This window comes from Myxococcales bacterium (genome assembly GCA_023898405.1).
Taxonomy (GTDB): domain Bacteria; phylum Myxococcota; class UBA727; order UBA727; family JABDBI01.
Window position 1 is genome coordinate 2,269,690 of sequence record CP060221.1, and the last position, 25,697, is coordinate 2,295,386.

General features: G+C 38.4%; 20 protein-coding genes and 1 pseudogene. 12 read left to right on the forward strand and 9 right to left on the reverse strand.

The genetic code is table 11. The annotated features are described in order from the left end of the window. Positions 1-32: 32 nt before the first annotated feature. The 3 genes from H6731_10275 to H6731_10285 all read left to right on the forward strand — a co-directional run bounded on the left by H6731_10275 (position 33) and on the right by H6731_10285 (position 4,846). The gene (locus tag H6731_10275) at positions 33-2,909 is read left to right on the forward strand and encodes a DUF5110 domain-containing protein (GenBank protein USN50632.1); all 2,877 of its coding nucleotides are present in this window, start codon (positions 33-35) and stop codon (positions 2,907-2,909) included. Between the two features lie 120 nt (positions 2,910-3,029). Beyond that, the gene (locus H6731_10280; GenBank protein ID USN50633.1) at positions 3,030-3,968 is read left to right on the forward strand and encodes an ankyrin repeat domain-containing protein; all 939 of its coding nucleotides are present in this window, start codon (positions 3,030-3,032) and stop codon (positions 3,966-3,968) included. Between the two features lie 281 nt (positions 3,969-4,249). Further along, positions 4,250-4,846, forward strand: a complete 597-nt coding sequence (locus H6731_10285; GenBank protein ID USN50634.1) for a hypothetical protein — start codon at positions 4,250-4,252, stop codon at positions 4,844-4,846. 151 nt (positions 4,847-4,997) lie between these two features. On the opposite strand, the gene H6731_10290 is transcribed toward H6731_10285, so the two are convergent. Continuing rightward, complete coding sequence (locus H6731_10290) at positions 4,998-5,288, reverse strand: hypothetical protein (protein USN50635.1); 291 nt, start codon at positions 5,286-5,288, stop codon at positions 4,998-5,000. A gap of 307 nt (positions 5,289-5,595) precedes the next feature. After that, positions 5,596-6,858 carry a 5-aminolevulinate synthase gene (gene hemA / locus H6731_10295; protein ID USN50636.1) on the reverse strand — a complete coding sequence of 421 codons (1,263 nt, stop codon included), beginning with the start codon at positions 6,856-6,858 and terminating at the stop codon, positions 5,596-5,598. Between the two features lie 209 nt (positions 6,859-7,067). Between hemA and H6731_10300 the strand changes: the two are divergent. Together H6731_10300 and H6731_10305 are read left to right on the forward strand one after the other, a co-directional pair. Beyond that, a pseudogene (locus H6731_10300) lies at positions 7,068-7,872 on the forward strand (IS1 family transposase). Between the two features lie 81 nt (positions 7,873-7,953). After that, positions 7,954-9,945 carry a hypothetical protein gene (locus tag H6731_10305; GenBank protein USN50637.1) on the forward strand — a complete coding sequence of 664 codons (1,992 nt, stop codon included), beginning with the start codon at positions 7,954-7,956 and terminating at the stop codon, positions 9,943-9,945. Between the two features lie 4 nt (positions 9,946-9,949). Here the strand turns inward: H6731_10305 and H6731_10310 are convergent, their stop codons facing one another. The 5 genes from H6731_10310 to H6731_10330 are packed head-to-tail and all read right to left on the reverse strand — an operon-like array spanning position 9,950 to position 15,482. After that, the gene (locus H6731_10310) at positions 9,950-10,900 is read right to left on the reverse strand and encodes a hydroxyacid dehydrogenase (protein ID USN50638.1); all 951 of its coding nucleotides are present in this window, start codon (positions 10,898-10,900) and stop codon (positions 9,950-9,952) included. A 30-nt stretch (positions 10,901-10,930) separates the two neighbouring features. After that, positions 10,931-12,004 carry a beta-N-acetylhexosaminidase gene (nagZ, locus tag H6731_10315; protein USN50639.1) on the reverse strand — a complete coding sequence of 358 codons (1,074 nt, stop codon included), beginning with the start codon at positions 12,002-12,004 and terminating at the stop codon, positions 10,931-10,933. A 12-nt stretch (positions 12,005-12,016) separates the two neighbouring features. Then, positions 12,017-12,850, reverse strand: coding sequence for an ABC transporter permease (locus tag H6731_10320; GenBank protein USN50640.1), 834 nt, complete (start codon positions 12,848-12,850; stop codon positions 12,017-12,019). Beyond that, complete coding sequence (locus tag H6731_10325; GenBank protein USN50641.1) at positions 12,850-13,800, reverse strand: ABC transporter permease; 951 nt, start codon at positions 13,798-13,800, stop codon at positions 12,850-12,852. Before H6731_10325 ends, H6731_10320 begins: the two co-directional genes overlap by 1 nt. Positions 13,801-13,853: 53 nt before the next feature. Continuing rightward, positions 13,854-15,482 (reverse strand): ABC transporter substrate-binding protein, encoded by a 1,629-nt coding sequence (locus H6731_10330; protein ID USN50642.1) that lies wholly within the window; start codon positions 15,480-15,482, stop codon positions 13,854-13,856. A 307-nt stretch (positions 15,483-15,789) separates the two neighbouring features. Here H6731_10330 and H6731_10335 point away from each other — a divergent pair, with 307 nt between their 5' ends. The 4 genes from H6731_10335 to H6731_10350 all read left to right on the forward strand — a co-directional run bounded on the left by H6731_10335 (position 15,790) and on the right by H6731_10350 (position 19,952). After that, a complete protein-coding gene (locus tag H6731_10335; GenBank protein USN50643.1) occupies positions 15,790-17,109 on the forward strand; it encodes a lytic transglycosylase domain-containing protein in 1,320 nt (439 codons plus the stop codon). A gap of 102 nt (positions 17,110-17,211) precedes the next feature. Further along, on the forward strand, positions 17,212-18,246 hold the full coding sequence (locus tag H6731_10340) for a type 2 isopentenyl-diphosphate Delta-isomerase (protein ID USN50644.1): 1,035 nt from the start codon (positions 17,212-17,214) through the stop codon (positions 18,244-18,246). An 84-nt stretch (positions 18,247-18,330) separates the two neighbouring features. After that, positions 18,331-18,951, forward strand: coding sequence for a DUF2608 domain-containing protein (locus tag H6731_10345; GenBank protein ID USN50645.1), 621 nt, complete (start codon positions 18,331-18,333; stop codon positions 18,949-18,951). Positions 18,952-19,094: 143 nt separating this feature from the next. Next, positions 19,095-19,952 (forward strand): hypothetical protein, encoded by an 858-nt coding sequence (locus H6731_10350; GenBank protein ID USN50646.1) that lies wholly within the window; start codon positions 19,095-19,097, stop codon positions 19,950-19,952. Here the strand turns inward: H6731_10350 and H6731_10355 are convergent. Further along, entirely contained in the window at positions 19,927-21,345 is a 1,419-nt protein-coding gene (locus tag H6731_10355) for a sodium/proline symporter (GenBank protein ID USN50647.1), read from the reverse strand. The genes H6731_10350 and H6731_10355 overlap by 26 nt on opposite strands. A 104-nt stretch (positions 21,346-21,449) precedes the next feature. Here H6731_10355 and H6731_10360 point away from each other — a divergent pair, with 104 nt between their 5' ends. Together H6731_10360 and H6731_10365 are read left to right on the forward strand one after the other, a co-directional pair. Continuing rightward, positions 21,450-21,659 (forward strand): 30S ribosomal protein S21, encoded by a 210-nt coding sequence (locus H6731_10360; GenBank protein USN50648.1) that lies wholly within the window; start codon positions 21,450-21,452, stop codon positions 21,657-21,659. 65 nt (positions 21,660-21,724) lie between these two features. Further along, positions 21,725-22,681, forward strand: a complete 957-nt coding sequence (locus tag H6731_10365) for a bifunctional riboflavin kinase/FAD synthetase (GenBank protein USN50649.1) — start codon at positions 21,725-21,727, stop codon at positions 22,679-22,681. Here H6731_10365 and sctV read toward each other — a convergent pair. Beyond that, positions 22,590-24,776: a type III secretion system export apparatus subunit SctV gene (sctV, locus tag H6731_10370; GenBank protein USN50650.1), complete on the reverse strand. Its 2,187-nt coding sequence runs from the start codon at positions 24,774-24,776 to the stop codon at positions 22,590-22,592. The genes H6731_10365 and sctV overlap by 92 nt on opposite strands. 176 nt (positions 24,777-24,952) lie before the next feature. On the opposite strand from sctV, the gene H6731_10375 reads away from it, so the two are divergent. Next, entirely contained in the window at positions 24,953-25,693 is a 741-nt protein-coding gene (locus H6731_10375) for a UMP kinase (protein ID USN50651.1), read from the forward strand. The last annotated feature ends 4 nt before the right edge of the window (positions 25,694-25,697 follow it).

The window sequence follows — 25,697 nt, forward strand, 5'->3', positions numbered from 1 at the left end:
TTCTTTAAGGTTGGTTCAAAGTGAATTGGTCAGTGATCATATTATTTAGCTCTTACTTTCTCTACTTCCTAAGTTTTTCTTCTGTTGCTTTAGTTACAAACAAAATATTCGACTTTCATTGGCAAGGTGGAACTCGTTGGCTGAAAGCTGCTTGTATCGGCAATGGGCAGTTACATTTCGAAACCTTTGAATCGCGCGGTGACTCTCCTAATTTTGAAAGATCTGATGCAGACTCTCCAATCTTTATGAGCCCAATGCTTATCGCTGCTCAATCATGTGAGATCATGGTTAGCAACGATCATGAGGAAAAATATGTTGAAAATGATAGAATAAAAGTCTTCATTGATGATGACCTTCGATGTGTGACAATTTTTGATAAAGTTCTTCAAAAAAAAACCAGCAAAATTTGCACTGAAAAACTTAATGAAGACGTAAAAACAGTGTTTATAGAAAAAATAGGCATGAAAAATGCTTATGGAGTGGGCAATCTATTCTACAGTGATGAGACAAATGGCGATTGGACATATCGGCATTGGGACGCCAGTGTACGAGGGCATGGCAATTTTCGATTTGGCCATAATCTAGGTGATAATTTTTATGAGGGTGGTCCAAGCGTTTCTCAGTTTCCCATGCTTTATTTGCTTGGAGAGGGTAAAGAGAATATTGGGCTCCTCTTCGATACCCGAACAAAAATTGGTTGGGATTTTTATGATCGAGCCTTCGAAGAAAAAAATTCAGATTCCATCGGATGGCATGCTTATTTGTGGGATGAAAAAATCAGATTTATTGTCATGGGTGGAAGTGACGTCGTAGAGCTTAAAAAAATTTTTCATGAACTTACAGGATATGCCCCTGTTCCTCCTAAAAGCGTGTTCGGATATTGGACATCAGAATTTGGTTACAACAATTGGAAGGAAATAGATGACGAGCTTAAAGGGCTTTGGGAAAACAATTTTCCGATCGATGGTATTGCGTTAGATCTACAATGGTTCGGTGGAAGTTTTTCTGAGCCAAGCAGCCATCATATGGGTTCTTTACAATTTCATGAAGGCAGCCCCATTAATGGTGATATCAACAGTGGAAGCTTTCCTAATCCCAAACAAAATATTCAGCGCCTGTTTAACACCTATGGGGTTGTAGTGATGCCTATTGAAGAATCTTATGTCGATGGTGTAAGCGACGATTTTCTTGCCTTGTCTAATCCTAATGAAAGAAAAGAAAAAACAGGTTTTAATAAATTTCCATTCGAAAACTATAAAGATTCATATTTAGCCAGAATAAATCAGTATAAAAATCAGCATGGTATTCCTTTCATAAGCACTTGGCTCACGACAGATTTTCGCAGGGCCGGGGAGGTTGGGCACCAGGTTTGGTGGGGAGGCGGTGGTATGCTCGATTGGACTCATCCCCACGCTCGCAGCTATTGGCATCAGCTCAAGCGGCACCACAATGCTCGTTTAGGAATTTTTAATTTTTGGCTCGATTTAGGAGAGCCTGAAATGTATTACGCACACTCGTATTATCAAGGATTTAGTGATGGAAAAAATACTCATCCCTTTGTCCACAACCTCTACAATCTTTTATGGGCTCAAGGAATTTTTGAAGGCTTTAAGGCCAATCAAATGGAAATGACGCATGCTTTAAATGAACTTCGTGGTACTGATTTTCAATTTCCTCCTCGAGTTTTTACTCTATCAAGAGCAGGTACTATAGGGAGTCATCGCTATGGTGGTATGTGGTCAGGTGATACCTTTAGTAATTTTGAAAACCTACGCGCTCAAGCTAACACACAAATGAACATGAGCATGCTAGGAATGGATTATTACAGCTCGGATACAGGTGGTTTTTTTAGAGGAGATCGCAGCTATCGTCCACAAGATGCTTTTGATCGTAGTATTGTTACCAAATGGGCAGCCTATTCTTCTTTAGTGGAAAATCCTATGCGTACCCATGCTTGGGCGCTTGGAGAAGACTGGTTTAATGATGATGGATTATGCAAAAACCAAAGCTATTCTTTGAACAATCGAGGTGAAGTATTAAGCAATCTTAGGAATGTTCAGCGCAGATACGAATTAATTCCTTATGTCTATTCGCTTGCCCATCAAGCTCATCTCAACGGTTTACCAATTTATCCTCCTATGTTTTTTTACTACCAAGATGATTTACGATTTAGGCGTATGGCAAATCAAAAAATGATTGGCGAGTTTTTACTATTAAAGATGGCTGAAGACTATGCTCAGGATAGTTCTATCATCGAGCTTCCAGCCGGTGAGTGGTTTGATTATGAAAGCCATGAACATTATTTTGGTGGTGGTCGCATTGGACCAATAGTTTTTACAAAGCAGGATAGGCGCACAGGCCAAAATATTTTTTCACTGCCAGTATTTGCCAAAAAAGGTGCCATTATTCCAAAAATGTATGTGGATGATGCCACCATGAATGTTTACGGTAAACGACGAGATAATACTGTCAGGAATGAGCTTATTGTTCGCATATACCCCTCTGATCTAGCTTCAACTTTTACTTTGATGGAAGATGATGGATTGAGCACAGCTTATCTTCATAAAAATAAGTTTGGCGATAATAACTTTGTACGAAAAACCCAGATTACTCAGCATGACACTGAAGAAGGAGTATTGATTAGCATTGAAGCTGCTCAGGGCGGCCACCACTATGCTGTTGATGTACGCAAAAATAAATTAGAGCTGGTAAAAAATAATGCCCACGTACAATCTGTAGAACTCAATAATAATGCTTGCCAAGAGCTTATTTATGAGAGCGACTTTCCCGATGCTCTTCAAAAAAATCTCTGCGCATTCACACAACAGTCAAATTTGACTTTGATTGAAAGCAATGAACTCTCGGTTTTCACGAAAAAAAATTTTAAGCTGCGATACAGCGATGATTAAATTCCAAACTTAGTTTTCTAAAATCCTTTCTAAAATTAGAGGGGTTGGTTTTTTTAAACTCAAAAAATTCCCCGTTGGTGAATTAGATGCTTTGCTTTTTAAAATATTGAGGTTTTAACGATGAATCTAAAAAAATATGTATTTGCAATTATGTTTGCTTTCACAAGCTTTGGTCAGGCGAACCCGATTCATGATCTTATTAAGCGATATCATGTAATAGACAATAATAATTTATTAGAAATTGAAGAGCGCCTAGCTCAAAATCCTAATGCAGTTCATGAAAAAAATTCATGTGGCGAGTACTTGCTTCACTGTGCAGCTAAAGAAGGACATGAAGATATCGTAATATTACTTATTAACAAAGGTGCAGAGGTAGATAGAACAAATGATACAGGAGAAACAGCGCTTATGAACGCAGCAGAAAAAGGTCATAGAGCAATTGTAAAATTTTTGCTCAAAAAAGGTGCAGAAGTAAATGCTAAAGATTCGCTCGATATGACGGCAATTTTATGCGCAGTATGGAATAACCATGTCGCGGTCGCAAAAATTCTTATTGAGAATAATGCTTTGATTGATGTGATAAGTAAAACATCTACTACACCCTTGTTTAGCGTAGTGATTAATGATTGTGGCGAAATGGTAAAGTTATTTATTGATAACGGAGGTGACATTAATAGAAAATATCATGATGGCAATACATTACTTCATCAGGCAGCTCGGTGTAGAAATACAAAAGCTGTCAAAAATATGATCAAATACGGTGCTCATGTGTACGAGAAAAACAATAAAGGGGAAACTCCTCTTTGCAGGGCAGTAATGGAAAATATTCCTATGAATGTAGAACAGTTTGTTAACTATGGTGTTAAAAATAAATGTCTATGCGTTAGTGATAGATTGTTGATATATAAATGCATTAAAAATTTGTCAAAAAAATACACTAGAATGCTTGAGAAGTGGAATAAATATGGCAAAATTTTTGAGCAGCTTGAAAAGCCACTTGAAGAATTAAGTATTATTGAGTGGAAGACTTATTTCACGGCATGTATTGGTTGTTTTTAGTAGTGTCCTAACAGATGTAAACGATGTGTGGTGAGAAAATAAAGCTGAAACATAGCTTGTTTTTATACAGGAACTGTTAAAAATATTAATTTTTCTGCAAATAATTCAATGCGCAATAAAATACAAAAAATTTTTTATCTGTTTAAAAAACATTGCTGATAGTCTGAGTAAAAAATTAGCCTTAATAGTTTTTGTCAGCAAAGATGATAATGAATTTTTTATTTTTTGGGCTATAGCGGTAAATAGCTTTACTTCTTGTCGATAATTGTTGGGATGAAGATATGAAGAGACTTTATTTATTTTGCTTCCTTATCTTTTCACTTGAGAGTCAGGCCATTTTCAAAACCTATGCTGTAGGTAATCTAGGAGCTTGGTATGAGAATAAAACTGCTAAGTTAGAAAAATATGGTGGTGGTCTTGGGCTTGAATTCGATTTGTTTTCTATGTTTAGTGTTGGTGCGGAGATCACCTATACGAAAGGGGTAACTTCTGATCCAATACCTTACCTACTCATGAACAAGATCAGTTCAGAGAGTTACGGTGGCTTTAAAGAAAACGGAAAATCTTTGGTTAAGGTGCATTATTTTGATTTGTGGTTGCGCCCTAAATTAATAATTCCTATACCTATTATTCAACCATATCTGGTAACTCCTCTGAGCCTGCTGAGTTATGGGGGGATGCAAGGTTATTCTACCTTTGGTCTTGGCGTCGGAGTACTTGCTGGAGTCCAAGTTGCAATTTCATCCTTCAGTATTTTTGTTGAATCAGGCATTGCTATGCATAGTCGAAAAGCTAAAGAAAACATTAATGAAGGCCCGCCTTGGGGGATGTTTGATTTTACTCTTCCTGTAACTATGGGACTTGGGTATTCTTTCTAGACACGAGTAGCTCGTACTACTCATCGCTTTCATTCCAGATGATGCCCGTTAAACTTTACTTTTAGATATTATTTAAGGCCTGTATGTTTACAGGCTTTCTTAATGCTAAAAGCAGTCAATCTAAGTGACTGCTTAGTTCTGCATAACTTTTCTATTCCAGACACAGGTTTGGCGGATTGCTAGCAAAAATGTTGGATTTCTTTTCTAGTAACCAGTTAAATAATATAGTCTTTTCATCAGGGGCCAAGGCTTTAAAAGTGTCTAACGGCTTGTCTTTCAAAAACCTGCTACCGCCGTTCATGATGATATATTGCTTGGCCAAATAAAGTTTTCCTTCCTTAGATGAAAAGACTTTTTTACAGCTTCTAAGGTGCTTTCTTTTTATTCTTTGAGTATTCTCCATTGCCCATGGATAGCTGTTTTGCATTGATGTTGCGCTCATATCCGCCCCAGTCGTCAGTGCAAAATGCCTTAGGCCGAAAGTTCTAACAAGGATTTCAGGAGGCTGTAAAAAAAATCAAATCTCAGGAGGTAAGCCGTTTTTCCAATCGTCTGATACATAATCTTGCATTAGCGATGTAGTTCATTGATTCCTGGCTCCGCTGTCTGTGATTGGGAGTCGATGGAAACAAGTGAGGGGCTTGCATCTCTGCCAGCACAGGTTCTGACTACTGCCACGATAATACAGTTTAAGATCTCCCACAAACCAGAATTGCCAAATTGATTTTTTTTCCAGCTTCTTAAACATTTTAATTCACTAAACAGTAACCCTCTTTATTTGGTGTAGTGAACTGAGATTTTCTAGCGCGCGGCAATCCAAGTTCGTGCCAAATAGTTGCCAAAGCTTGAGCGCATTCTTCAATCATTCCATGGGTGTGCACTGCGGTAGGGGTAAAGCGCATTCTTTCAGTGCCTTTTCTAACGGTAGGGTAATTAATTGGTTGAACATAAATGGAGAATTCTTTAAGCAGTCGATCGGTAATGTTTTTACATTTTTTAGCATCACCAACAATTACAGGCACAATATGACTAGGGTTATCGACAAAAGGTACCTCAAGTTTGCGAAGGCTCTCTCTAAAATGATGAACGCGCACTTGATGTTGTTCGCGCAATTTTCCAGCCTCTTCTTTGATAATTTTTATTGATGCGCTTGCTCCTTTAGCTATGCACGGGGGCAATGATGTTGTAAAAATAAATCCGCTGGCAAAACTTCGGATAAAATCAATAAGCTCATGGCGAGCAGCGATATAACCGCCCATAAGGCCAAATGCTTTTCCTAATGTCCCTTGTATGACATCAATTTTTTCAGCGATGCCCATTTCCTGAGCGACGCCGCCACCTTGAAATCCATACATTCCAACAGCGTGTACTTCATCAAGATAAGTAAGTGCCTGATATTTTTTGGCGAGGTCACATATGTGGCGAATGGGAGCGATGCTCCCACTCATTGAGTACACAGATTCAAAAGCAATTATCTTTGCAGCCTTAGCATCAGCATTTTTTAAAAGCTCTTCTAAATGGTCTACATCGTTATGGCGAAAAATTTTATAAGCAGCTCTTGAATGCTTTATTCCTTGAATCATGGAAGCATGGTTATGCTCATCAGATAAAATAAGAGCATTGGGAATTTTGCTCCCTAATGTTTGCAGTGTCGCTTGATTAGCCACATAACCAGAACTAAACACTAAGGCTGCTTCTTTGTGATGTAACTCAGCTATTTCACGTTCAAGTTCAACATGGGCACGAGTTGTTCCTGAAATATTTCTTGTGCCACCAGCACCTGCTCCTAATTCATCAAGAGCCTCATGCATAGCCTGAAGCACTGCAGGATGTTGGCCCATGCCTAAATAATCATTGCTGCACCAAATAGTTATTTTTTTTGACTGCTGCTGCTCTTGTAAATGCGCACTTGGGAATTGTCCTCTCATTCGTGCAAGTTGGGCAAAAGTGCGGTAGGCTCCATCTTGCTTAAGTTGTTGTAATGAATTGCTAAAGAAATTATTGAAATCCATATTATTTCCCCTCGCTATTAAAACATTTTATTTGTAATAAAGAATTTTATTTTTGATATGAGGGAGGGAATATTTTTTATTTTTTCTTGCTCTTCTTCAATAAAGCAGTAATGAGTTGAGGGTAGTGCGGCAAATTTGTTGAACTATTTTTCTTCTCTCCTTTCTTTAATAAATTGAGTTTGTTCTTAAATAAGATTTGAAGGAAGGCCATGACTGTTTACCTGCCACTGGAATGCCCGAGCAGTAAAGACACAAAATCCGTTGTTAAATTTGGCAAGAGCTCTAACAGCAAGCAACGCTACTGCTGTCAAAATGATAAATGCGATAGGAAAACTTTCATTGTCCGCTATGACAATAAGGGATGGCTTGCAGAAATTAGAGAAAAGATCCTTGATATGGCTATGAATGGGGCAGGAATTAGAGATACATCGCGAGTGCTCTGTGTCTCCCAGAAAACTGTGATGTCCACATTAAAAAAAAGGCTGTGCGCTCACCCAAATTAACACGGCTGTCTTGTTGCGAAATGACTTGGCTTTTGATTCTGTAGACATCATCAAAGTTGACGAGGTAGAAGCGGACGAAATGTGGAGTTTTGTGCAGAATAAGAGCAATCAAAGATGGCTGTGGCATGCCATTTCCCATGAAACTGGTGAAGTCTTGGCTTATGTAATTGATAGGCATCATGACGACGGATTGCTGAAATTAAAACAACTCATGAAACCATTTGGAATCGAACATTACTTCACTGACGGCTGGGGCGGGTACGAAAGACACATCTCATCGAAACATCTTTCTATTGGGAAAGAAAACACCCAAAAGATCGAACGAAAACATTTAGCTCTGCGAACAAGGATAAAGCGACTGGGGCGCAAAACTATTTGTTTTTCTAAGTCTGAAACCATGCATGACATTGTGCTTGGCTTGTTTATAAATAGATATGAATTTGGGATCGCAATTTTAGAATTCAACCAATTTGCCGCACTACCGAAAATGTGGTCGTGTCCAGAAATTTAAATTAAAATTATTTTCAGTAATTGTATTTTTTTTTAAAAAAATATAATAGGTCGACAAATATAAAAACAATAGGATATTGTGGTGAAAAAATATATTAAAATAATTAAAGCATTATTAGGGTTTTTATTTGTTTCAAATATTTCTTTTTCTTTGTCAAAAGAAGAATATGAAAATCATCCTTTTCATAAAGAATCTGCTTTAATTAAATTTTTGGAATCTAATGATGAAAAACAACAAGAAAAAATCATAACAGAATTTATTGATTTTTTTATTTTTAAAGAAAAAAATGATTTTTTATTAAGTAATTCTGTAAAAAATATTAATAATGAATCTGTTAAAGAGTATTTTCGTTATAAAAAAGAATACTATAATAATTTCTTTAATTACAAAGTTAACACTGAAACATATGGGATTGAAGGATATAAAAAAATTACCCACATAGCATGTTTAAAAAATATTTTTGACAGTTTTGTTAAAGGTGAAATAAATTATTTTTATTATATTATGTTTAATCAATTAAGAGGTATCAGTTTAATTGAAATGATTTTAAAGGGTAAAGTAGAAAATAATGTTTATGAAAATAATATTGAAAATGATTATATGACTGGAGATGAATTTTTGAGTTATATTTATAATGTGGAAAACTGTGGAATGGTCAATGATTTATTGGTGGTTATTATTAATGAAATTATTGCCAGTAGATTAAAAGGTAATAAGGGATTAAATATTTCTTCATGCATATGTTTAAATTTTACAAAAGATCAAAATAATAGAGATTATGGAAATACTTTAGCAGTATTTTTGAATGATCCTAAAAACTTCTTTGCATCTATAAATGAAGAAAAAATTTCAATATTAGATGGTAAAAAAACTCCTACTTTAATAGATATGTCATATTTACTAAACATTAAAAGAAACAGGTTTAATGAAATTTGCTATAATAATCAGTATGTAATTGATTTATTGATTTTATTTTATGAAAAAAATACAGCAATCAAGAAACATGAAGAATCTATTAAGAAATTGGAATTAGAAAAAGAGTATAATGAAAAATTTGATGAAATATTGAATTCTTTTGATAATGATAAGTTATCTGTGAATAGGAAAAATATATCTAAAAAAATAACTAAAAATAAAAAAACAGATGCAAATAATAAAAATGCAAATAAAAAGAAAAATTTTGCCAGTTCGAATAAAACTAAAAATGATAGTAAGAGCAAAATAGCTGATATTAAAAATCCGCCAAAAGTTGAAAATATTAATCAAGATAAAATTAATCAAGATAAAGTAGTCACAAAAAAAGAAAAAAAACCTAGTAATAAAAAAAACAAAGGAAATAATAAAAAAAACAGAGGTAATAATAAAAAAAATAGAGGGAATAAAAATAAAAAAAATATTGGTAATCAACAAGCAATTATTGTTGAAGAAATAGCAATTCAACAAAATTATAACTCTAATGAAATTCCAATAAATATTGAGAACAATACGGATAAAAAAAATGAAATACCTGAAAAAACTGAATCAATAACTATTCTTCAACGGCCAGAAAAAGAAACAAGTAAAAATTCATTCTATGAAAATTTTTCACACAATGAAAAAATAATAAAAATTGGTGTTAAAGAAGAAAACACAGAAAAAGAAGAAAATATCGAAAATACCGCTTATCAACATGGTGTATTTGAATTATCTAATAGCGGTGAAATAATAAAAATTAATCCTGTTCAATATATGTCAGAGTTAAATTTTAAATTAGGACAACTGAGTGTTGTGCTTTATAGTAAATCTCGCATTGAAAATATTAATAAAGAATTTATTAATATTGCATATAAAGAATATGAATTATTAAAAAAAGCGTTAGATGGCACGAATAATAGTGGCAATATAAGCAATGAAGAATTAAGGATTTTAGATGAAAAATTGGGTGGATTGATAATGTTTGTTGAAAACATTGAAATAAACACTTTAAACTATGCTTATTCATATGTAAATAATGCTATGGATGATTATAATATTATTTTTGACCGACTTGGATATTATTTTAATGATGTTTTTTATCCGTATAAAATAGACTAATTTTTTAAACCACTCTCGTTAAATCGTGGCCATCAGAAAAAAATGCGATCACCTGTTGGGCAAGCAGGAGTGATATTTTGCTTTGAGCTTCATTGGTGGATGCTGCAATGTGAGGAGTGCTGAGGATTTTTGGATGATGAACCAGTGGATCATTTTTTTTAGGGGGCTCCTCTTCATAAACATCGATGGCTGCTCCTGAGAGGTGTCCACTATCGAGTGCTGCGATTAAAGCTTGTGTATCAACTAGTTCTCCCCGAGCTGCATTGATGAGCACAGCGTGTTTTTTCATGAGAGAAATATTTTTTTGGTTCATTAGGTGTTTGGTGTGCTGGTTGAGCCCGCAGTGGAGGGATACAATATCGCTGCTTGCAAGCAATTCTTTGAGCGATGATTTTTTTACCCTATAGTGCTCGAATAGCGAAGAATCCAGCACGGGATCAAAAGCTTGAGTCTCCATAGAAAAAGCTTGAGCCCTTATGGCTAAAAGACGCCCAACATTTCCAAGACCTATGATGCCTAAAGTTTTGCCCGCAAGTTCTGTCCCTTTAAATTGTGATCGCTGCCATTGATCTGAGAGTACATGCTGGTGAGCGGGAACTATTTTTCTCAATAAAGCAATCATGAGTGCAAAACTAAATTCCGCAGTGGAGATACTATTGCCCGTAGGAGTATTTATGACAGCGATGTTGTGCATTTTTGCTGCGGCAATATCCACATTGTCGATACCGACACCTGCTCGACCAATCATTTTTAATTTTTTTCCAGCCTGAATCACATCTTTGTCTACATCGCTTTGACTGCGGATGAGCAAACAATCAAAATGAGCAATTTTTTCTATGAGCTGAGCCTTAGTTAAATTTAAAGCCGTCTCAATTTTAAAATGCGTTTGGCTTTTTAGAATATCAAGGCCTTTTTCCCCTAAGGGTTCACAGACGAGAATGTTTATAGTGCTCATTTTTTTCTCTTGATTTATGTTTTTAAAAAATTATAGCAGTGCCTCCATCAAATCAAGATGAGGCGGGCAACGAACTATTTTTCGCGCATATTCTTGGTTGGGTGCTAAGGCTTTACCAACATAGTGCGTTCTTAATTTTTTGATGCGCTCTTGCGCAAGCACTGCCTTTTTAAAAATATGTTGGTTGGTATCAATTAATTCTTGTGTCAGTCTGATGGCTTCTTGTGATTTATCCCAATCATTGCCGATGATAAACATATCAACCGATGCCATTAAACTTTGTTCGATAATTTCTCTTAGCTCATAGTGATCAGCTACGGCCTTCATATCGAGATCGTCGGAGATAACCACATTATTAAATTCCAATTGCTTACGTAAAAGTTGATCAATGACAACTTCACTCATGGTGGCAGGAAATTTTTGATCAAGTTCATGAAGGATCAAATGAGCAGTCATGATGCTTGCCACTTGTGCCTTGATCGCTGATTTAAAAGGAACAAGCTCACGCTCATGGAGGGTATTCATTTTTGTTGTGACGTAAGGAAGAGTAAAGTGGCTGTCTTTTATGGTGGCTCCATGGCCTGGGAAGTGCTTAGCGCAGGCAGCTAACCCTGAAGCCTGCATGCCTTTTATCATTTGAGCGGTGAGAGTCGCGACGATTTTGGCATCGCTTGAAAATGATCGATCGCCGACGATGTCTTCATCCTTTTGTTCAAGTGCAATATCGCACACCGGGGCAAAATCTAAATGAAAGCCCATAGCAACAAGTTCTCGACCCATCATTGCGCCCAGACGAAAACTTAAGTGCGGATCATTCAATAAAACAGAAGTCAGCTGTTTTAAAGGCGGAATGTCGGTTGATATTCCTCGCAGTCGTGCTACTCGGCCACCTTCTTGATCCACGCAGATGAGGGGGGGATGGTCAAGATTGCTGTTGATGATCTGAGCATTGAGATCCACCACTTGCTCGAGATCGACGATGTTGCGGCGAAATAAAATTAATCCACCTAAAGTATGAGTTTGTAAAAGTGAAGAAACATCGCCAGGCAAACTTTGTCCATCAAATCCACAAATAAATAACTCACTTGCTTGTATTGAATTCACGGCAGTACTCCATTAATGAAGCGATGATTTTGGATCCAAAATATCTCTCAGTCCATCGCCCAGAAAATTAAAAGCAAGCACGCTCAAAGCAATGCATATACCAGGAAAAATTGCCAGGTAAGGAGAGCTAAAAAGATTTGCCACACCTTGATCCAAAAGTGCCCCCCACGAAGGAGTACCAATGGGCAAACCCAAACCTAAAAATGTAAGGCCTGCCTCGGCTAAAATAATTGCGCTTAAACCATAACTTGCTTGCACAATGATAGGACCCATTATGTTCGGTAAAATGTGTTGCACAATGACGCGCCTCGTAGATGCACCAAGTGCTATAGCGGCCATGACGTATTCTCGGTCTTTAATCTCGTATACACGAGCGCGAACGAGTCGAGCGTAACTTACCCAACCGCTAGCAGAGAGTGCAAATACCAAACTAAAAATGCTTGGTGGCATCACAGTAGCAAGATAAAGAGCGAGTAAAAGTCCAGGAAAAGCAAGAATAATATCGCTTATTCGCATAAGCACAGCATCAATGCTGCCACCAAAATATCCAGCAATAGCACCAAAAATAATTCCCAAGCTGATTGATATGGAAGTGACTAAGAGTGCGACCAATAAAGACATGCGAGTACCATACACAAGCCATGTTAAAACATCGATACCATTAATACCGTATCCCAAACGACCTGCTGCCTGAGGGGACATTAGGTGAAATGATAAATTAGGCTTGATACCATCAGGATCAAGCATGAGAGGACCAAAAATAGCAATCATCAGCATAAGAAAAAATAAAGTGAGTCCACAAAGAAGCAAAAAATGTCTGAGCGCTCTTTTTTGTAAGCGGTGCATTAGCGTGATCCTCCAATGCTAATTCTTGGATCAACAAAACTATAAAGGATGTCTGTTGCAATATTGATAAGAGCATAGATGAGAGCTATTACGAGTACACAAGTTTGTACCAGGGGCATATCTAAGCGTTGAATCGATTCCAGCAATAAAAGACCAATGCCAGGCCAATTAAATATTTTTTCGGTGATAACTGAGCCTGCAAGCACTGCTCCAAATTGTAAGCCAACGAGTGTGATGACAGGAATAAGCGCATTTCTTAACGCGTGTTTAAAAAATACTGTACTTGGTGCCAACCCCTTTGCCTGAGCGGTTCTAATAAAATCTTCAGAAAGCACCTCGAGCATGCTCGCGCGTGAAATTCTTGCCAGCATGGCGGCGAGGGCTGTGCCCATTGAAATAGAAGGCAAAATCAAAGAGCGAATCCCATCGTCGGCCCCGCTTATGGGTAACACCGCATACTTGATAGCAAATATGAGCAATAAAACTGGTCCCAAAAAAAAACTCGGGATGGAGATGCCGGCCAGCGCAAAAAGGCTGAGCAGATGATCAGGCCAACGATGCCGAAAGAGAGATGCAAAAACGCCAAGGATAGGGCCAAGTATGATGGCAATAAGCATAGAGCATGAAGCTAATGCTATGGTGTAGGGGAGGCGGGATAAAATAATGTCCAACGCATTATCTCTGCTCATAAAGCTCTTTATATCGTTACGTAGGAGTGATTTAATAAAGCCTGCGTATTGATCGATGAAGCCTACGGGCTGCCCATTTTCATTGACTAAACCCAAATCCCGCGCCAAGAGCTCTCGTGAAGCTTCTTGAGCTTGATCTCCCAAGATATGATCGATAGGATCACCTGGCACAAGTCTTAAACTGCCCGAAACAATAATAGTTGCACCAAACATGACGGCAATCAAGGATAAGCATTTTCCTCGAAGCGAGGTGACTGACACCTTGGTGCTCCAGAAAATAATGAGTAATGCAGAAATAAATATTAACCAGTTAATCAATTGTTAGCCTTCTTTTTTAATGGTTCAATATAGGCTTTTCTGAGGCCCAATAAAGATCCAGTAGGGTGAGCTTTAAAGTTATGCAGACGGATTTTATTGTAGATCACAATTTGGTCTTCATTCCAAAGGGGAATGTAGGGAAGTTCATCTAAAAGAATTTGTTCTATCTGGTGATAAAGCATTTTTCTTTCTTGCGGGGAAATAATTGAACGAGCTTGCTCAATTAATTTATCAACTTTTTGATTGCGATAGCCATGGCGATTTCCTCCACTTCCGTCCAAGTCAGGAATATTTTCAGAATGATGCACCCAGTGGTATAAATCAGGCTCTGTAACCGGTACCCAAATAGCACTGAACAGATCAAAATTTCCTTGTTTCATATCTTGATACAATGCTCCCCAATCTTTTACTCGAATGTTTACTTCAATACCAATTTTGCCAAGATAATCAGCGTAAAGCTGAGCAATGCCTTGCCGCATACGATTAGGGGTCGTGGCAATAGTTAGCTGAAAACGAGGACGATGGCCGGATAATCGAGGAAAGCCTGCTTCATCAAGTTCTTTTTCTGCTTTTTTTGGATCATAGGCTGGAACTTTAAGACTTGGATCCTTTGCCCAATGTCCGTTGGGAATAAGGCCGCTGACTCTTTTTGCTGTGCCTAAGAGTATTTTTTCAATAATTTTATCAAAGTCGATTGCATGAGCGATGGCTTTCCTAACTTTTATAGAAGCAAGCGCCTTGTGAGTCAGGTAAGACTCGCTATTTTCTTTATCGTTTTTTTTCGGACCACGCACGTTAATTGCGAGATATGAGTAGCCAGTTCCTGCAATCTGCTCGACATCGAGATAAGCTTGTTTTTTTAGTTCAAGAATATTTTGTGGGCTAATGTCACCTTGGACTAAGTCGGTTTTTTGTCCCATGAGCTCAAGCAAGCGCGTGTTCTCATCACGCACTATCCGCACAAACAGAGGGTTTTTAGGAGCGCCTTCCCACCAGTCAGCAAAAGGCTCAAATATAATTTCTTCTTTGGCTTTGTTCCATTCTTTGACTTTAAAAGGACCAGAACCATTGTACTCATGACGGCATTCTTGAGAGCGGCCTAAACATGAATTTTTAGACACAATACCCAAGGCACAGATATCAGTTAAAAATGGTGCAAATACTTTTTTAAGTTCAAATATTACTTCGGTGGGAGAAATTTTTTGTATGTCCTTTAAGTAGTTAAATTTTTGTGCGTGAGGAGAGGATACATTTTTGCTGCTTAATTGATCAAAAGTATAGACGACGTCATCAGCGGTGATGGGAGTACCATCATGGAATTTAAGATTGGGATGTAAAGTGATCTTGAAGGTTTTTTCATCTAATATTTCAATGCTCTTTGCTAAAAAAGGCTGTGGGCTTAGATCATCACCTAATGTTAATAAAGGTGCGAAAACAAGCCCGCTTATGCGCAATGAATTAGCAGAAGTCGCATAGCGAGCATCTAATGTTTCGATTGGAGACGAAACAGCAATATTGATAAAGCCAGTGTGATCGATTGGGTTGCTACAAGATTTTGTACAGGAGCAAAAAAATATCGATGATAGGACTAAAATTGTCAGATATGCAAAAGTTTGAGCCCGCATCTATTGTTCCTCGAATATCGATGGATGTTAATCGATCCACTCTTATTGTCATGAGTCCTAGCTTACTTTATAAGCGCCTTCACCACATCTTATACTTCCTACTCCAACAGAGCGGATTTTGTACAAAAAGTCACGTGGGTTTTCTAGGCGATTTTTAAAGGGATTGAAAATTTTGTTGTTTTAAAACTGTAAGGCGAAAAATAGCTTTGCTGAGCAAAATTTTTATATTATTTGTTATATGAAAAAAAGTTTTATTATACTATCTGGATTTTTTTTCTGTCGTTTTCTATCGGCGCAGATGTTTGCCTTGCCTGAGAGCCTTAGAGTAGGAGTAGATTTTTGGATAAAAATCTATGCTCACTATGACAGTCACCAGGCAGTTTTTTATGATACTCAGACCTACACTATCTATGATGTTCTTGATTTACCAAAAATTTCCAAGGAGATCAGTTCGCCAAAATATAAAGATGATGTGAAAAAGCATTATACAAAAATTGCAGACGCTCTCGAAATGTTGACAAGCAAAAGTCGCTCCAATACATTGGATCCGCTTCAGAAAAAACTTGATGTTATCATAAAAAAAAACAAGCTTGAAAATATAGCAGATTTGTCTGCTCGCTTGCGTAATCAAAATGGCCTAAAAAGTCAGTTTGAGCTTGGGCTTAAGATGTCTGGGCGTTACATCGATGAAGTAGAAGCGCTACTTAAATCCCAGGGGCTTCCGACTGATCTGGTCGCTTTGGTGTTTGTAGAATCGCTTTGGAATATTAATGCGGTTTCTCACGCAGGTGCATCAGGCCCATGGGGTATTGTCAAAGAAACAGCTCGGCTTTCGGGAATTCATGTTAATCGTTTTACCGATGAACGCCTAGATCCGGTGATTGCGACTATGGCTGCGGCTCAATATTTAAAGAAGGCTAAGGAAGGACTTGGAGAGTGGCCCTTAGCCATAACTTCCTACAACTATGGTTATCCTGGCATGTTGAGAGCTGTGGCAGGCCTCAATACCAAAAAAATTGATGTGATAATCGATCAGCATGACTCACCCATATTTGGTTATGCATCAAAAAATTATTATCAAGAATTCAAAGCTGCGCTCTATATCTATCAGAATCGCGAAAAATATTTTCCCAATCTCACCAAGGAGCAACCGTGGAATTATGAATTGGTACAAGTCTTAAGACCTGTGTCGATAAAAGCTCTTCTTTCAAGCAAGGCAGTGAGTAAAGATGATTTAAGGGAGTATAATCCGGGACTTACGAAGTATACCCTCGAAGGAGATGAAGTTATTCCTGGGAATTACACGCTGCGGATTCCTAAAGGAAAATCAAAGCTTTTCTATGAACGCCTCAAAACCATTCCTGCCAAAAAGCGTGAGCGAGCAAAGTGGAAAATAAGCACAAAATATCACGCTAAAGGGCATGAAAGTCTTGAAATTATAAGCAAAAAAATTGGTGTCATCCCCGACTATATAGCTGAAAAACTGGGAGAATCACCAAAATACAAACCCAAAGGCGTTATCAATATTCGTTCCCATAGTTATGCCTTCACTCAGCTTAAAAACATTGCTGACAATATTATAGCTACGCTTAGACCAACAAAAATCGCTGACAGAATAAAACCTTAGGGAGTATTTTGAAAAGTCCAGTTAATTTCGGGAATTGGTATGAAATTTAGAAGTTAGCAAAGAGCTCTTGTATGAGCTAATTTGAGTGCTATGAAATTATCGATGAAATCAGCAAAAATGGGTTCAAATATCAAACTTAAGCATGTGCAGGCTTGCATGCTTGATGAGTCGCAGTATCAAAAGACAACTGGTCTAGAACTGATTGATTTAGAAAACGAAAGTGCTGCAGAAATAAATCTTGATGACGTGAATATCGAGACAAGTTTCTTGGGACACCATTTAAAAGCTCCCTTGATGATTGCGCCAATGACTGGGGGAATGGAGCTTGGGTCCTTTTTGAATCAAAGATGGGCTCAAGCTGCTGAGCACTTTGGCCTGGCATTTGGCGTAGGAAGTCAGCGTTTGGCGCTAGAAAATGAGGAAGTTCGCAATTCTTTTGTGGTGAGGCAGTACGCCAAAACAGCTCTTATTTTTGCGAACTTAGGTGCAGCGCAATTGGTGTCGGGTCTCAACCTGCAGGATGCCTTGCGTGCCGTCGATATGATTGAAGCTGATGCACTATTTATTCATCTCAACCCACTTCAGGAAATGTGTCAGAAACGAGGTGACAAGAATTTTAGCGGTGTGCTTCGTGCTATCTCTTCTTTGGTGATCGAGTGCAAAAGGCGCTCGATTCCGGTTTTGGTACGTGAGGTAGGTTTTGGTCTTAGCTCCAGGTCGGTAAGGGCTCTGATCAATACAGGGATAGATGGAATCGATTGTGCAGGGGCGGGCGGAACTTCGTGGTCGAAGGTTGAATCTTTGTGTGCTTCCGATGAATCGATGCGACGATTGGGTAAAGTTTTTGGCGAGTGGGGAATAAAAACAGCAGATTCCATTCGTAATGTACGCGCAGTGGATAAACAAATTCCTTTAATCGCAACAGGTGGTATCAGAAGTGGTCTTGATATTGCCAAAGCTCTTTATTTAGGAGCAGATATTGCAGCTATGGCACAGCCCTTTTTGCACGCTGCCATGGGGAAAGAAACCGACCTAGAAAATTGTATTGAACAAATTTTATTGGAGTTTAAAGTAGCTCTTGCAGCCGCAGGCAAACACTCGATCGAGGAGTTAAAGTTGCCCACTCAGATAAGCTAAAAGTTTCACTAGCCGAGTTATCGCAAAGATCATAATGAAAAATTAATTCCCGATTATTAGGTAAGAATAATTTGGAGTTAATATATGCGGACTTTTGTAATTATCTTATTTTTTCTAGCGAATGCGAATATGCTTTCAGCCGAAAAAGCGCTTATCAATACAGCCGAATTTTTGGGAGTAGGAAAAATTAAAACTTCACCAGATTTTATCAGTATTGTTTTTAATATTAACTCCGAAATTAAAACTCAATATGATGCGGAAGCAAACGTTATTGTTATAAGTTTAATTGAGACAGATATTAAGAAAATTTTTTGTGAGCTAAGAAAGCGGGGCGTTAAAATATTTGGTCTGACATATCGTGATCCCAGTACAACTCAAGAAACAACAGAGCAATTGAACGCACTTGATATAGAATTTGATCCCGTGCCTGCTAATCTTTCTTCTGAAATAAGAGCCACACTGAACATGCATGATTGCGGAGTTATTTTTGCCAACGATGGCATGGGGGAATACTGGACAGGTGATAAAGGTGTTTATGCAAGTGTTTTGCTTAACGCAGTTTTTCAAACAAAACTTGGCCAAAAAAATATTATTGCCTATTTTGCCGATGATAGAAATGAGGCAGTAAAAGAATGGAATTATCAAATGCAACAACAAGGCATTTCCTTTATCAGCTTTTTATTTTTAGCAGTTCTAAGTGAGTAGTCTTTGCTTGTAGCTAAAAAATATGCGGCATGTGGTTGGAGAGATGAAAACTACTCTGTTTAAAAATTATTTTTACTGTTTCCTAGCCAAAAGCTGCCACTAAAAACTATTGATAGGTGTAAATTATTGCGTTTGGATAAATAATGAACTTCCTATTTAAATCAATTGTTTTTGTAGCTCTACTTGCGATGAGACTTTCAGCTTTAGAGAGTTTTCCAGTTAATGAACTGATGAACGATGGGTGTATGGAACCTATTGAAACACACTCTGCTGAGCTTGCACAGTTTAATCAGCTTTGTTTTCCTTCTCATCAAAATAATTTTAGAGAATTGAATGTGCCAGACAGGGTACTTAATTGGGGCAGCAATGGCTTGCTTGGAAAAACTTGGCAGTTTAATGAAGATGTTTGCAATCAATTTTATTATTCACTGTTTAAGGCTATCTCTTCGGCATACTCAGAAATTTATTTAAGCCCTCATGATTTATTTCATGCTCATTTGGTAGGCTATGGAGCTGATAAAAATAAGTTATCGATGGTGTTTCATGCCAAAGAATATCCTAGTGACGCAGAGGCTATCAAAAATTATTATCAGGTAGAGAGTGAAAAATTTTCTGTAGGCTCCAGAGCTTTTGAAAAAAGAAATTTTTTATATCTGAGTCATGATGGAGAAAATAAAATTTATATAATGAATAACCAAGGGCAATGCCAAGAATATTTTTCATCAAAAAATATCAACACAATCAGTGAAAAGAAAATTGCCCAAAATTTGCTCAATGGAAGAAAGTTAGGTGATGTAAATGTTTTTCTGCCGGCCAATCTTCCACGTATCAACTATAAATTTTATGCAGGAATGAACGAGTATACTGCTGAGCTCGAGCATGATCTAGAAGCAGTCCATACAGGCAAAAGTCTACTACAACGAGTCCAAAGCAATGCAATCGTTAATGTTTGGACTGCATCGCTTTCAAGTTATGTTATTTATTTTTTGACAGGGCTTTAGCTGTTTTGTGCTCATAGAGGGACACAAGCAAAATGGCTCCCCCTCCAGCAATAAAACCGGGAATGGTAGCTGAAATACTACTGTCGAGCCATATCCAGCATAGCCCCACGGCTCCCCCAAAAAGCATTCCAAAAATGGCTGCATTTTTTGTGAGTTTGTTGAAATAAAGAGTTGCTATCACTAATGGGCCGAAGGCCGAGCCCATACCAACCCAACAATAATAAACCAGCTCATAGATGGAAGAAATTTTCATAAGAGCAACACCCAGGGCAATCAGGCACGTAGCGACAGCTCCAAGGCGAGATGCCAGTATAATTTTTTTATCACTGGCATTTTTCTTTTTGAGCACTCCATAAAAATCTTCTGCCACAACACTTGCGATTACCAGTATCTGTGAGTCTACTGTTGAAAGTGTGGCAGCAAGAATGGCGCACAAAATAAATGACGCAAAGAAAGGCGAAAACAAAGAATTGACCATATCTACAAATATTATTTCTGCATTGCTGGGCGGTGTTTGGAAAAAATGATGTGCAGCAATACCAACCAAAACAGCCCCTCCCAAAGCCAAAATTTGCCATAATGTGCCCAACCACTTACTCTTAGAAATCTCGTCGGGATTGCGAATAGCCATAAATTTATTGAGGATATGAGGTTGACCAAAATAGCCGACACCCCACCCAAAGGCCAGCGTGATACTAGTAAGAATACTTGATGTGTCAAAGGTCCATAAATTTTTTGAGATAGCGCCAAAGATAATTTGTGGGCTTTGAGAGCCATCGCTCAATAAAATCAAAACTGGCACAGAAATGATGACAACAAGTAAGAATATGCCTTGAAAAAAATCTGTATAGCAAACGGCGGTGAATCCTCCGATGCTGATATAGATTAGAACGGCAAAGATGGCGGCTGTGCAACCAATAGCATAGTTAAGTCCAAAGATTGATTCAAATAAATAGCCCATGCCGGTAATGCCTGCAGAGACGTAAAGGGTGAGAAAAATCATGGAAAAAATGGCGCCCAATATTCTCAGTGATTTAGCATTGGTGCCAAGGCGCCTGTCAAAAAATGTTGGGAGAGTAAGGCTGTCAAAATGCTCTGTAGCTCGTCTCAATTTGGGAGCAATAAAGTGCCAGTTAAGAAACATAAAAAGTATGAGACCTACAGCAGTCCAAATGTGAATTAAACCCTCCTTGTAGATAGCCATGGGAAGGCCCATAAACAGCCAAACGCTCATATCACTGGCATTGGCAGAAATAGCGGTGACCCAATAATTAAGCCCGCGGTTTCCTAAAATATAGCCCTCTGCTGAGCGGTTTTTTCTTGTTGAAAAAATGCCTATTGATAGTAATATAAATATATATAATAAAAATGCTGTTAATGAAGTAAGTTGCATGTATTACCCTTAATGACAGGTGAGAATATTGACACTATCAAATCATTTGGGTAGGGGGTGCATGGTGAAGAATTTTTTTAGGGTTGTTGGGGAGGTGAGTGTTAGTGACCAGAATTACTATAAGAGAAGGCGAATCATTTGAGCGAGCTCTTAAGCGTTTTAAAAAACGGGTAGAACAAGCAGGTGTACTCAAAGAAGTGCGCAAGCGCGAATTCCATGTTAAAAAATCAGTTTCAGAAAAGCTCAAAAAACGTGCAGCTGAGGCTCGATCGCGTAAACGTCAGAAACGAATGGCACAACGAGGCTTTAACTAGGCCGTTGTTTTCATTTTGCTGAGCCCACATCCATTGAGTGATGTGGGTTTTTTTTGGTGAACGCCATGAAAGTATTTTATTCATGCAATGAACTGGGTGATTTTTTGAAGGGTGGCACAATTGCCATTGGCAATTTTGATGGTGTTCACTTGGGACACCAAGCTTTAATTCACAAAGTCAATGAAATAAAAGGTCATCATCCAGGAGGTGTTTTAAGTTTTGAGCCTCACATACAACAGTTTTTAAGCCCAAAAAAAGATTTTTTTCGTTTGATGAGTGGGCACCATAAAATACAAGAGCTTCGAAATTATGCTTTGGATGTGGTGGTGATACATATTTTGGACCGAAATTTTTTATCCCTCAGCCCGGCTGAATTTGTCACAAAAATTTTGAAGAAACAACTTAAAGTTGATCACGTGGTAGTAGGAGAGGATTTTTCATTTGGATCTCGAGCTCAGGGGAATATCAGTGATCTTGTGAGCTTAGCTAAAAAAGTGGATATCCATGTGCACGTGGTACCTGATCTAATGGTAGAAAAACAACGGTGCTCCTCTTCTGCCATCAGAAAGAATTTAATGTCAGGAGAACTGAATATCGCTCGCTGCATGTTGGGACGTTCTTATTCTTTATTTGGCAAAGTACAAGCAGATCAAAAAATGGGTGCTCAACTAGGTTTTGCAACGGCAAATCTTAGGCCTTTAAATTTTTATTTGAAGCGAGGGGTTTATGCCTCGATGACTCGAGTGTTCAATAAAGATGGCCATCAAGATTTTTTGAGTGCAACAAATGTAGGGGTACGACCAAGTATAAGTGCAGCAGAAGAGTTGGTAGTTGAAACTCACTGCCTCGATCAGCTTTTGGAGTTGAACCAAAAAAATCTCGAAATATTCTTTATAGCTTTCCTGCGTGAAGAAATTAAATTCCCATGCCTTAAGGCATTGCAGGAGCAAGTACAAAAGGACTTTCAAGCGGTTCGTCAATTATTTCTTCTTCATCCACATCGCTTTGATTGTTCACACTAATTCGTCCAATAGGTTGAACTTTGAATTCAGGGCTGAGCTCCTGAAAACTTATAACGGCAACCTCAAAAAACTCAAGTTCAATTAATTTTCTTACGAAACGGCGAATATCTTGTGAGGTGAGAATTACAGGCCGACTTGCCTGGGGGGGAAGCTTGTTGAGCTCTTGACGCAGAGCATTGAGAATTTCTTGTGCTACTTCAGGGTCAAGAGCAAGAAAAGAATTTTGATTGTTTTGTTCGATATTGGAACGGATCATATCTTCGATTTCTGGATCGAGTAAAAATACTAAAAGAGTGTCAAGTCCTTGGCCAAAGCGGTAGCACAGGTATCTTCCTAATGCACATCGTACATATTCCGTAAGCAAGACAGTATTTTGCTCTTGAGGGCCATATTCAGCAAGAGTCTGAAGAATGGTTTTAATATCTTTGATGGAAACTTCTTCGCTCAGCAAGCGTTTGAGTATGTCAGTAAGTTGAGTGAGACTTATGGCTTTAGGTACCACTTCTTTTACCAGGGCTGGGCACTGATTTTCCAGGCGATCGAGCATGTTTTGTACTTCGTGGAGTGTGATAAAGTCCTTAGCATTTCTGCGCAGTAGAGAAGATAGGTGAAGCAAAATACGGCTGGGCGCATCCCACACCATGAATCCTTTTTCTTCAAGCATATCCTTATAGTCGATTGGTACTAGTGATGCCGCGACATCTGTACAAGGGTTAGTGCTTATTTCGACGTTATCGATATTGAGCTCTCTTAGTTCAGGTGGAAGTGCTGAAACCAGACAGTGGTTTGGGTGAACGTTTCCTTGGCAGATAGGAACTTCATTAAGCAGTAATGTGTAGTGAGAAGCTAAAAGTTCTTGTTGTGTAGAGGCTCTTACTCTAATGCCGGGAAAATCTATACCAAGTTCTATTTCTAAAGACTCTCGCAGCAAAGGAATGAGCTCGCTGATAAAATTGCTTTTATCATCAACCAATGGCACCAAATTATTGGCAACTTCTATGCAAATAGGTAAGACACCACTCGATTTTTCATGTTGTGGTAAGTTTTCAAAATTTTGTTCGTCTTCAAAAATAGCATTTCTGCCCGAGGTATCCTGCTTAGTATTGTTGTGTCTGTAAGTTGTATAAGCCACAGAGAATACGAGCAAAGCTAAAATAATAAATGGGATTGGTGGCAAACCAGGCAGTAATGCTAAAAAAGCGATAAAGATCCCTGCTAATAAAAATGCTTTGGGATGACTGAACAATTGGGAGGCAAGATTGGATGCTAAATTGTGCCCCGAAGTATCGGAATCTACACGCGTTACAATGAGTCCCGCACACACAGACATGAGAAGGCTTGGAATTATGCTTACGAGTCCGTCACCAACCGATAGAATGGCGAAAGTGGCGAGAGCTTCATCAAGTTCCATACCGTGTTCGAGTTTTCCTATGATAATGCCAGCGATAATATTGATGCAAAAAATTATGATACCCGCAATAACATCGCCTTTAACAAATTTCATGGCGCCATCCATGGCGCCAAAGAGCTGACTTTCCCTACTTAAGTCCTCTCGTTTTTGACGAGCTTGGTCCATATCGATGATACCTGCTCTTAGATCAGCATCGATGCTCATCTGTTTGCCCGGCATAGCATCAAGCGTAAAGCGGGCAGCAACTTCAGCAACTCTCTCTGATCCTTTAGCAACAACAAGCATGTTGATGAGCATAAGAATCAAGAAAATAACAATGCCAACAACGAGATTGCCTCCCACTACACTATTGCCAAATGCAAACACCATTTCTCCCGCATCAGCATTAAGCAAAATAAGCCTCGAGGTGGCGACGTTGAGACCGAGCCGAAACAAAGTTGCTATAAGGAGAATGGTTGGAAAGGATGAAAGCTTGAGAGAGCTTGGAATGTAGATTGAGAGCAGTAATATAATTAAAGAAGCAGAGATGTTAGCTGAAATAAAGATATCAATAAGAAAAGTCGGAATGGGTAAGATTAATAGCGCCACCATTAAAATAACGGTAAATGCCAAAAATACATCAGGATGTTGCGCTACGTTTAGTCCATAAAATTTTCCCCGTTTGGTATGGGATGCTAAAGCCATAGTGCACATTTCCCCGTTGCTGACCATTCAAGAAAGCAAACCGTTTATTCTTCAATATTATGTCTAAAAATTTTGAGAATATTGAGAATGGGTGGAGTTTATGCCCCTGATTGCTCTTTTGTTACTAAAAGCCTATGGAGTCCAGGGAATTCGGTGCGATAGGGGATGTAGAGCAAATGAGTAAGGGTATTCGGCAACAAAGTAAATTTCATAGAGTGTTGTTAAAAATTTCGGGTGAAGCACTGCAGGGTGACCAGGGCTATGGCATTGATCCCAAGGTTATAACCACCTTATCCAAAGAGATCAAAGATGTGCTTTTGCTCGATGTAGAGTTAGCTATCGTTATTGGCGGGGGCAATATTTTTAGGGGAGTTGCTGCAAGTACTCAGGGAATGGATAGAGCAACGGCTGATTATATGGGGATGTTGGCAACGGTTTTAAATGCATTAGCTTTGCAGGATGCTTTGGAACGCATCGATGTTAATACCAGAGTGATGTCTGCCATTGCCATGCAAGAGTTAGCGGAACCCTACATCAAACGCCGTGCTACGAGACATTTGGAAAAAGGCCGGGTGGTAATATTTGCGGCTGGTACAGGCAATCCATTTTTTACTACCGACACTGCAGCGAGCTTGAGAGCGGTAGAAATCCAAGCAGATGCAATTTTCAAAGCGACACGAGTAGATGGAGTTTATGACCGCGATCCTGCGAAAGATGCAAATGCTAAGCGTTTTGATGAGCTGAGCTATATTGAAGTACTTAATCGAGGACTTAAAGTAATGGACTCCACAGCCATTTCCTTGTGTATGGACAATGAGATGAACATCTATGTGTTTAATATGACTAAGCCCGGTAATATAAAGCGGATTTTACTGGGAGAAAAAATTGGGACTTTGGTGAGTGCCAAAAATTCTTAAGAGA

What these genes read in the sequence shown, in the direction of transcription:
- H6731_10280 (USN50633.1), top strand. Translation starts at nt 3,030, where the DNA reads ATGAATCTAAAAAAATATGTATTTGCAATTATGTTTGCTTTCACAAGC.
- H6731_10285 (USN50634.1), top strand. Translation starts at nt 4,250, where the DNA reads ATGAAGAGACTTTATTTATTTTGCTTCCTTATCTTTTCACTTGAGAGT.
- H6731_10290 (USN50635.1), bottom strand. Translation starts at nt 5,288, where the DNA reads ATGAGCGCAACATCAATGCAAAACAGCTATCCATGGGCAATGGAGAAT.
- hemA (USN50636.1), bottom strand. Translation starts at nt 6,858, where the DNA reads ATGGATTTCAATAATTTCTTTAGCAATTCATTACAACAACTTAAGCAA.
- H6731_10310 (USN50638.1), bottom strand. Translation starts at nt 10,900, where the DNA reads ATGAGCACTATAAACATTCTCGTCTGTGAACCCTTAGGGGAAAAAGGC.
- H6731_10320 (USN50640.1), bottom strand. Translation starts at nt 12,850, where the DNA reads ATGCACCGCTTACAAAAAAGAGCGCTCAGACATTTTTTGCTTCTTTGT.
- H6731_10330 (USN50642.1), bottom strand. Translation starts at nt 15,482, where the DNA reads ATGCGGGCTCAAACTTTTGCATATCTGACAATTTTAGTCCTATCATCG.
- H6731_10340 (USN50644.1), top strand. Translation starts at nt 17,212, where the DNA reads ATGAAATCAGCAAAAATGGGTTCAAATATCAAACTTAAGCATGTGCAG.
- H6731_10345 (USN50645.1), top strand. Translation starts at nt 18,331, where the DNA reads ATGCGGACTTTTGTAATTATCTTATTTTTTCTAGCGAATGCGAATATG.
- H6731_10350 (USN50646.1), top strand. Translation starts at nt 19,095, where the DNA reads ATGAACTTCCTATTTAAATCAATTGTTTTTGTAGCTCTACTTGCGATG.
- H6731_10355 (USN50647.1), bottom strand. Translation starts at nt 21,345, where the DNA reads ATGCAACTTACTTCATTAACAGCATTTTTATTATATATATTTATATTA.
- H6731_10365 (USN50649.1), top strand. Translation starts at nt 21,725, where the DNA reads ATGAAAGTATTTTATTCATGCAATGAACTGGGTGATTTTTTGAAGGGT.
- sctV (USN50650.1), bottom strand. Translation starts at nt 24,776, where the DNA reads ATGGCTTTAGCATCCCATACCAAACGGGGAAAATTTTATGGACTAAAC.
- H6731_10375 (USN50651.1), top strand. Translation starts at nt 24,953, where the DNA reads ATGAGTAAGGGTATTCGGCAACAAAGTAAATTTCATAGAGTGTTGTTA.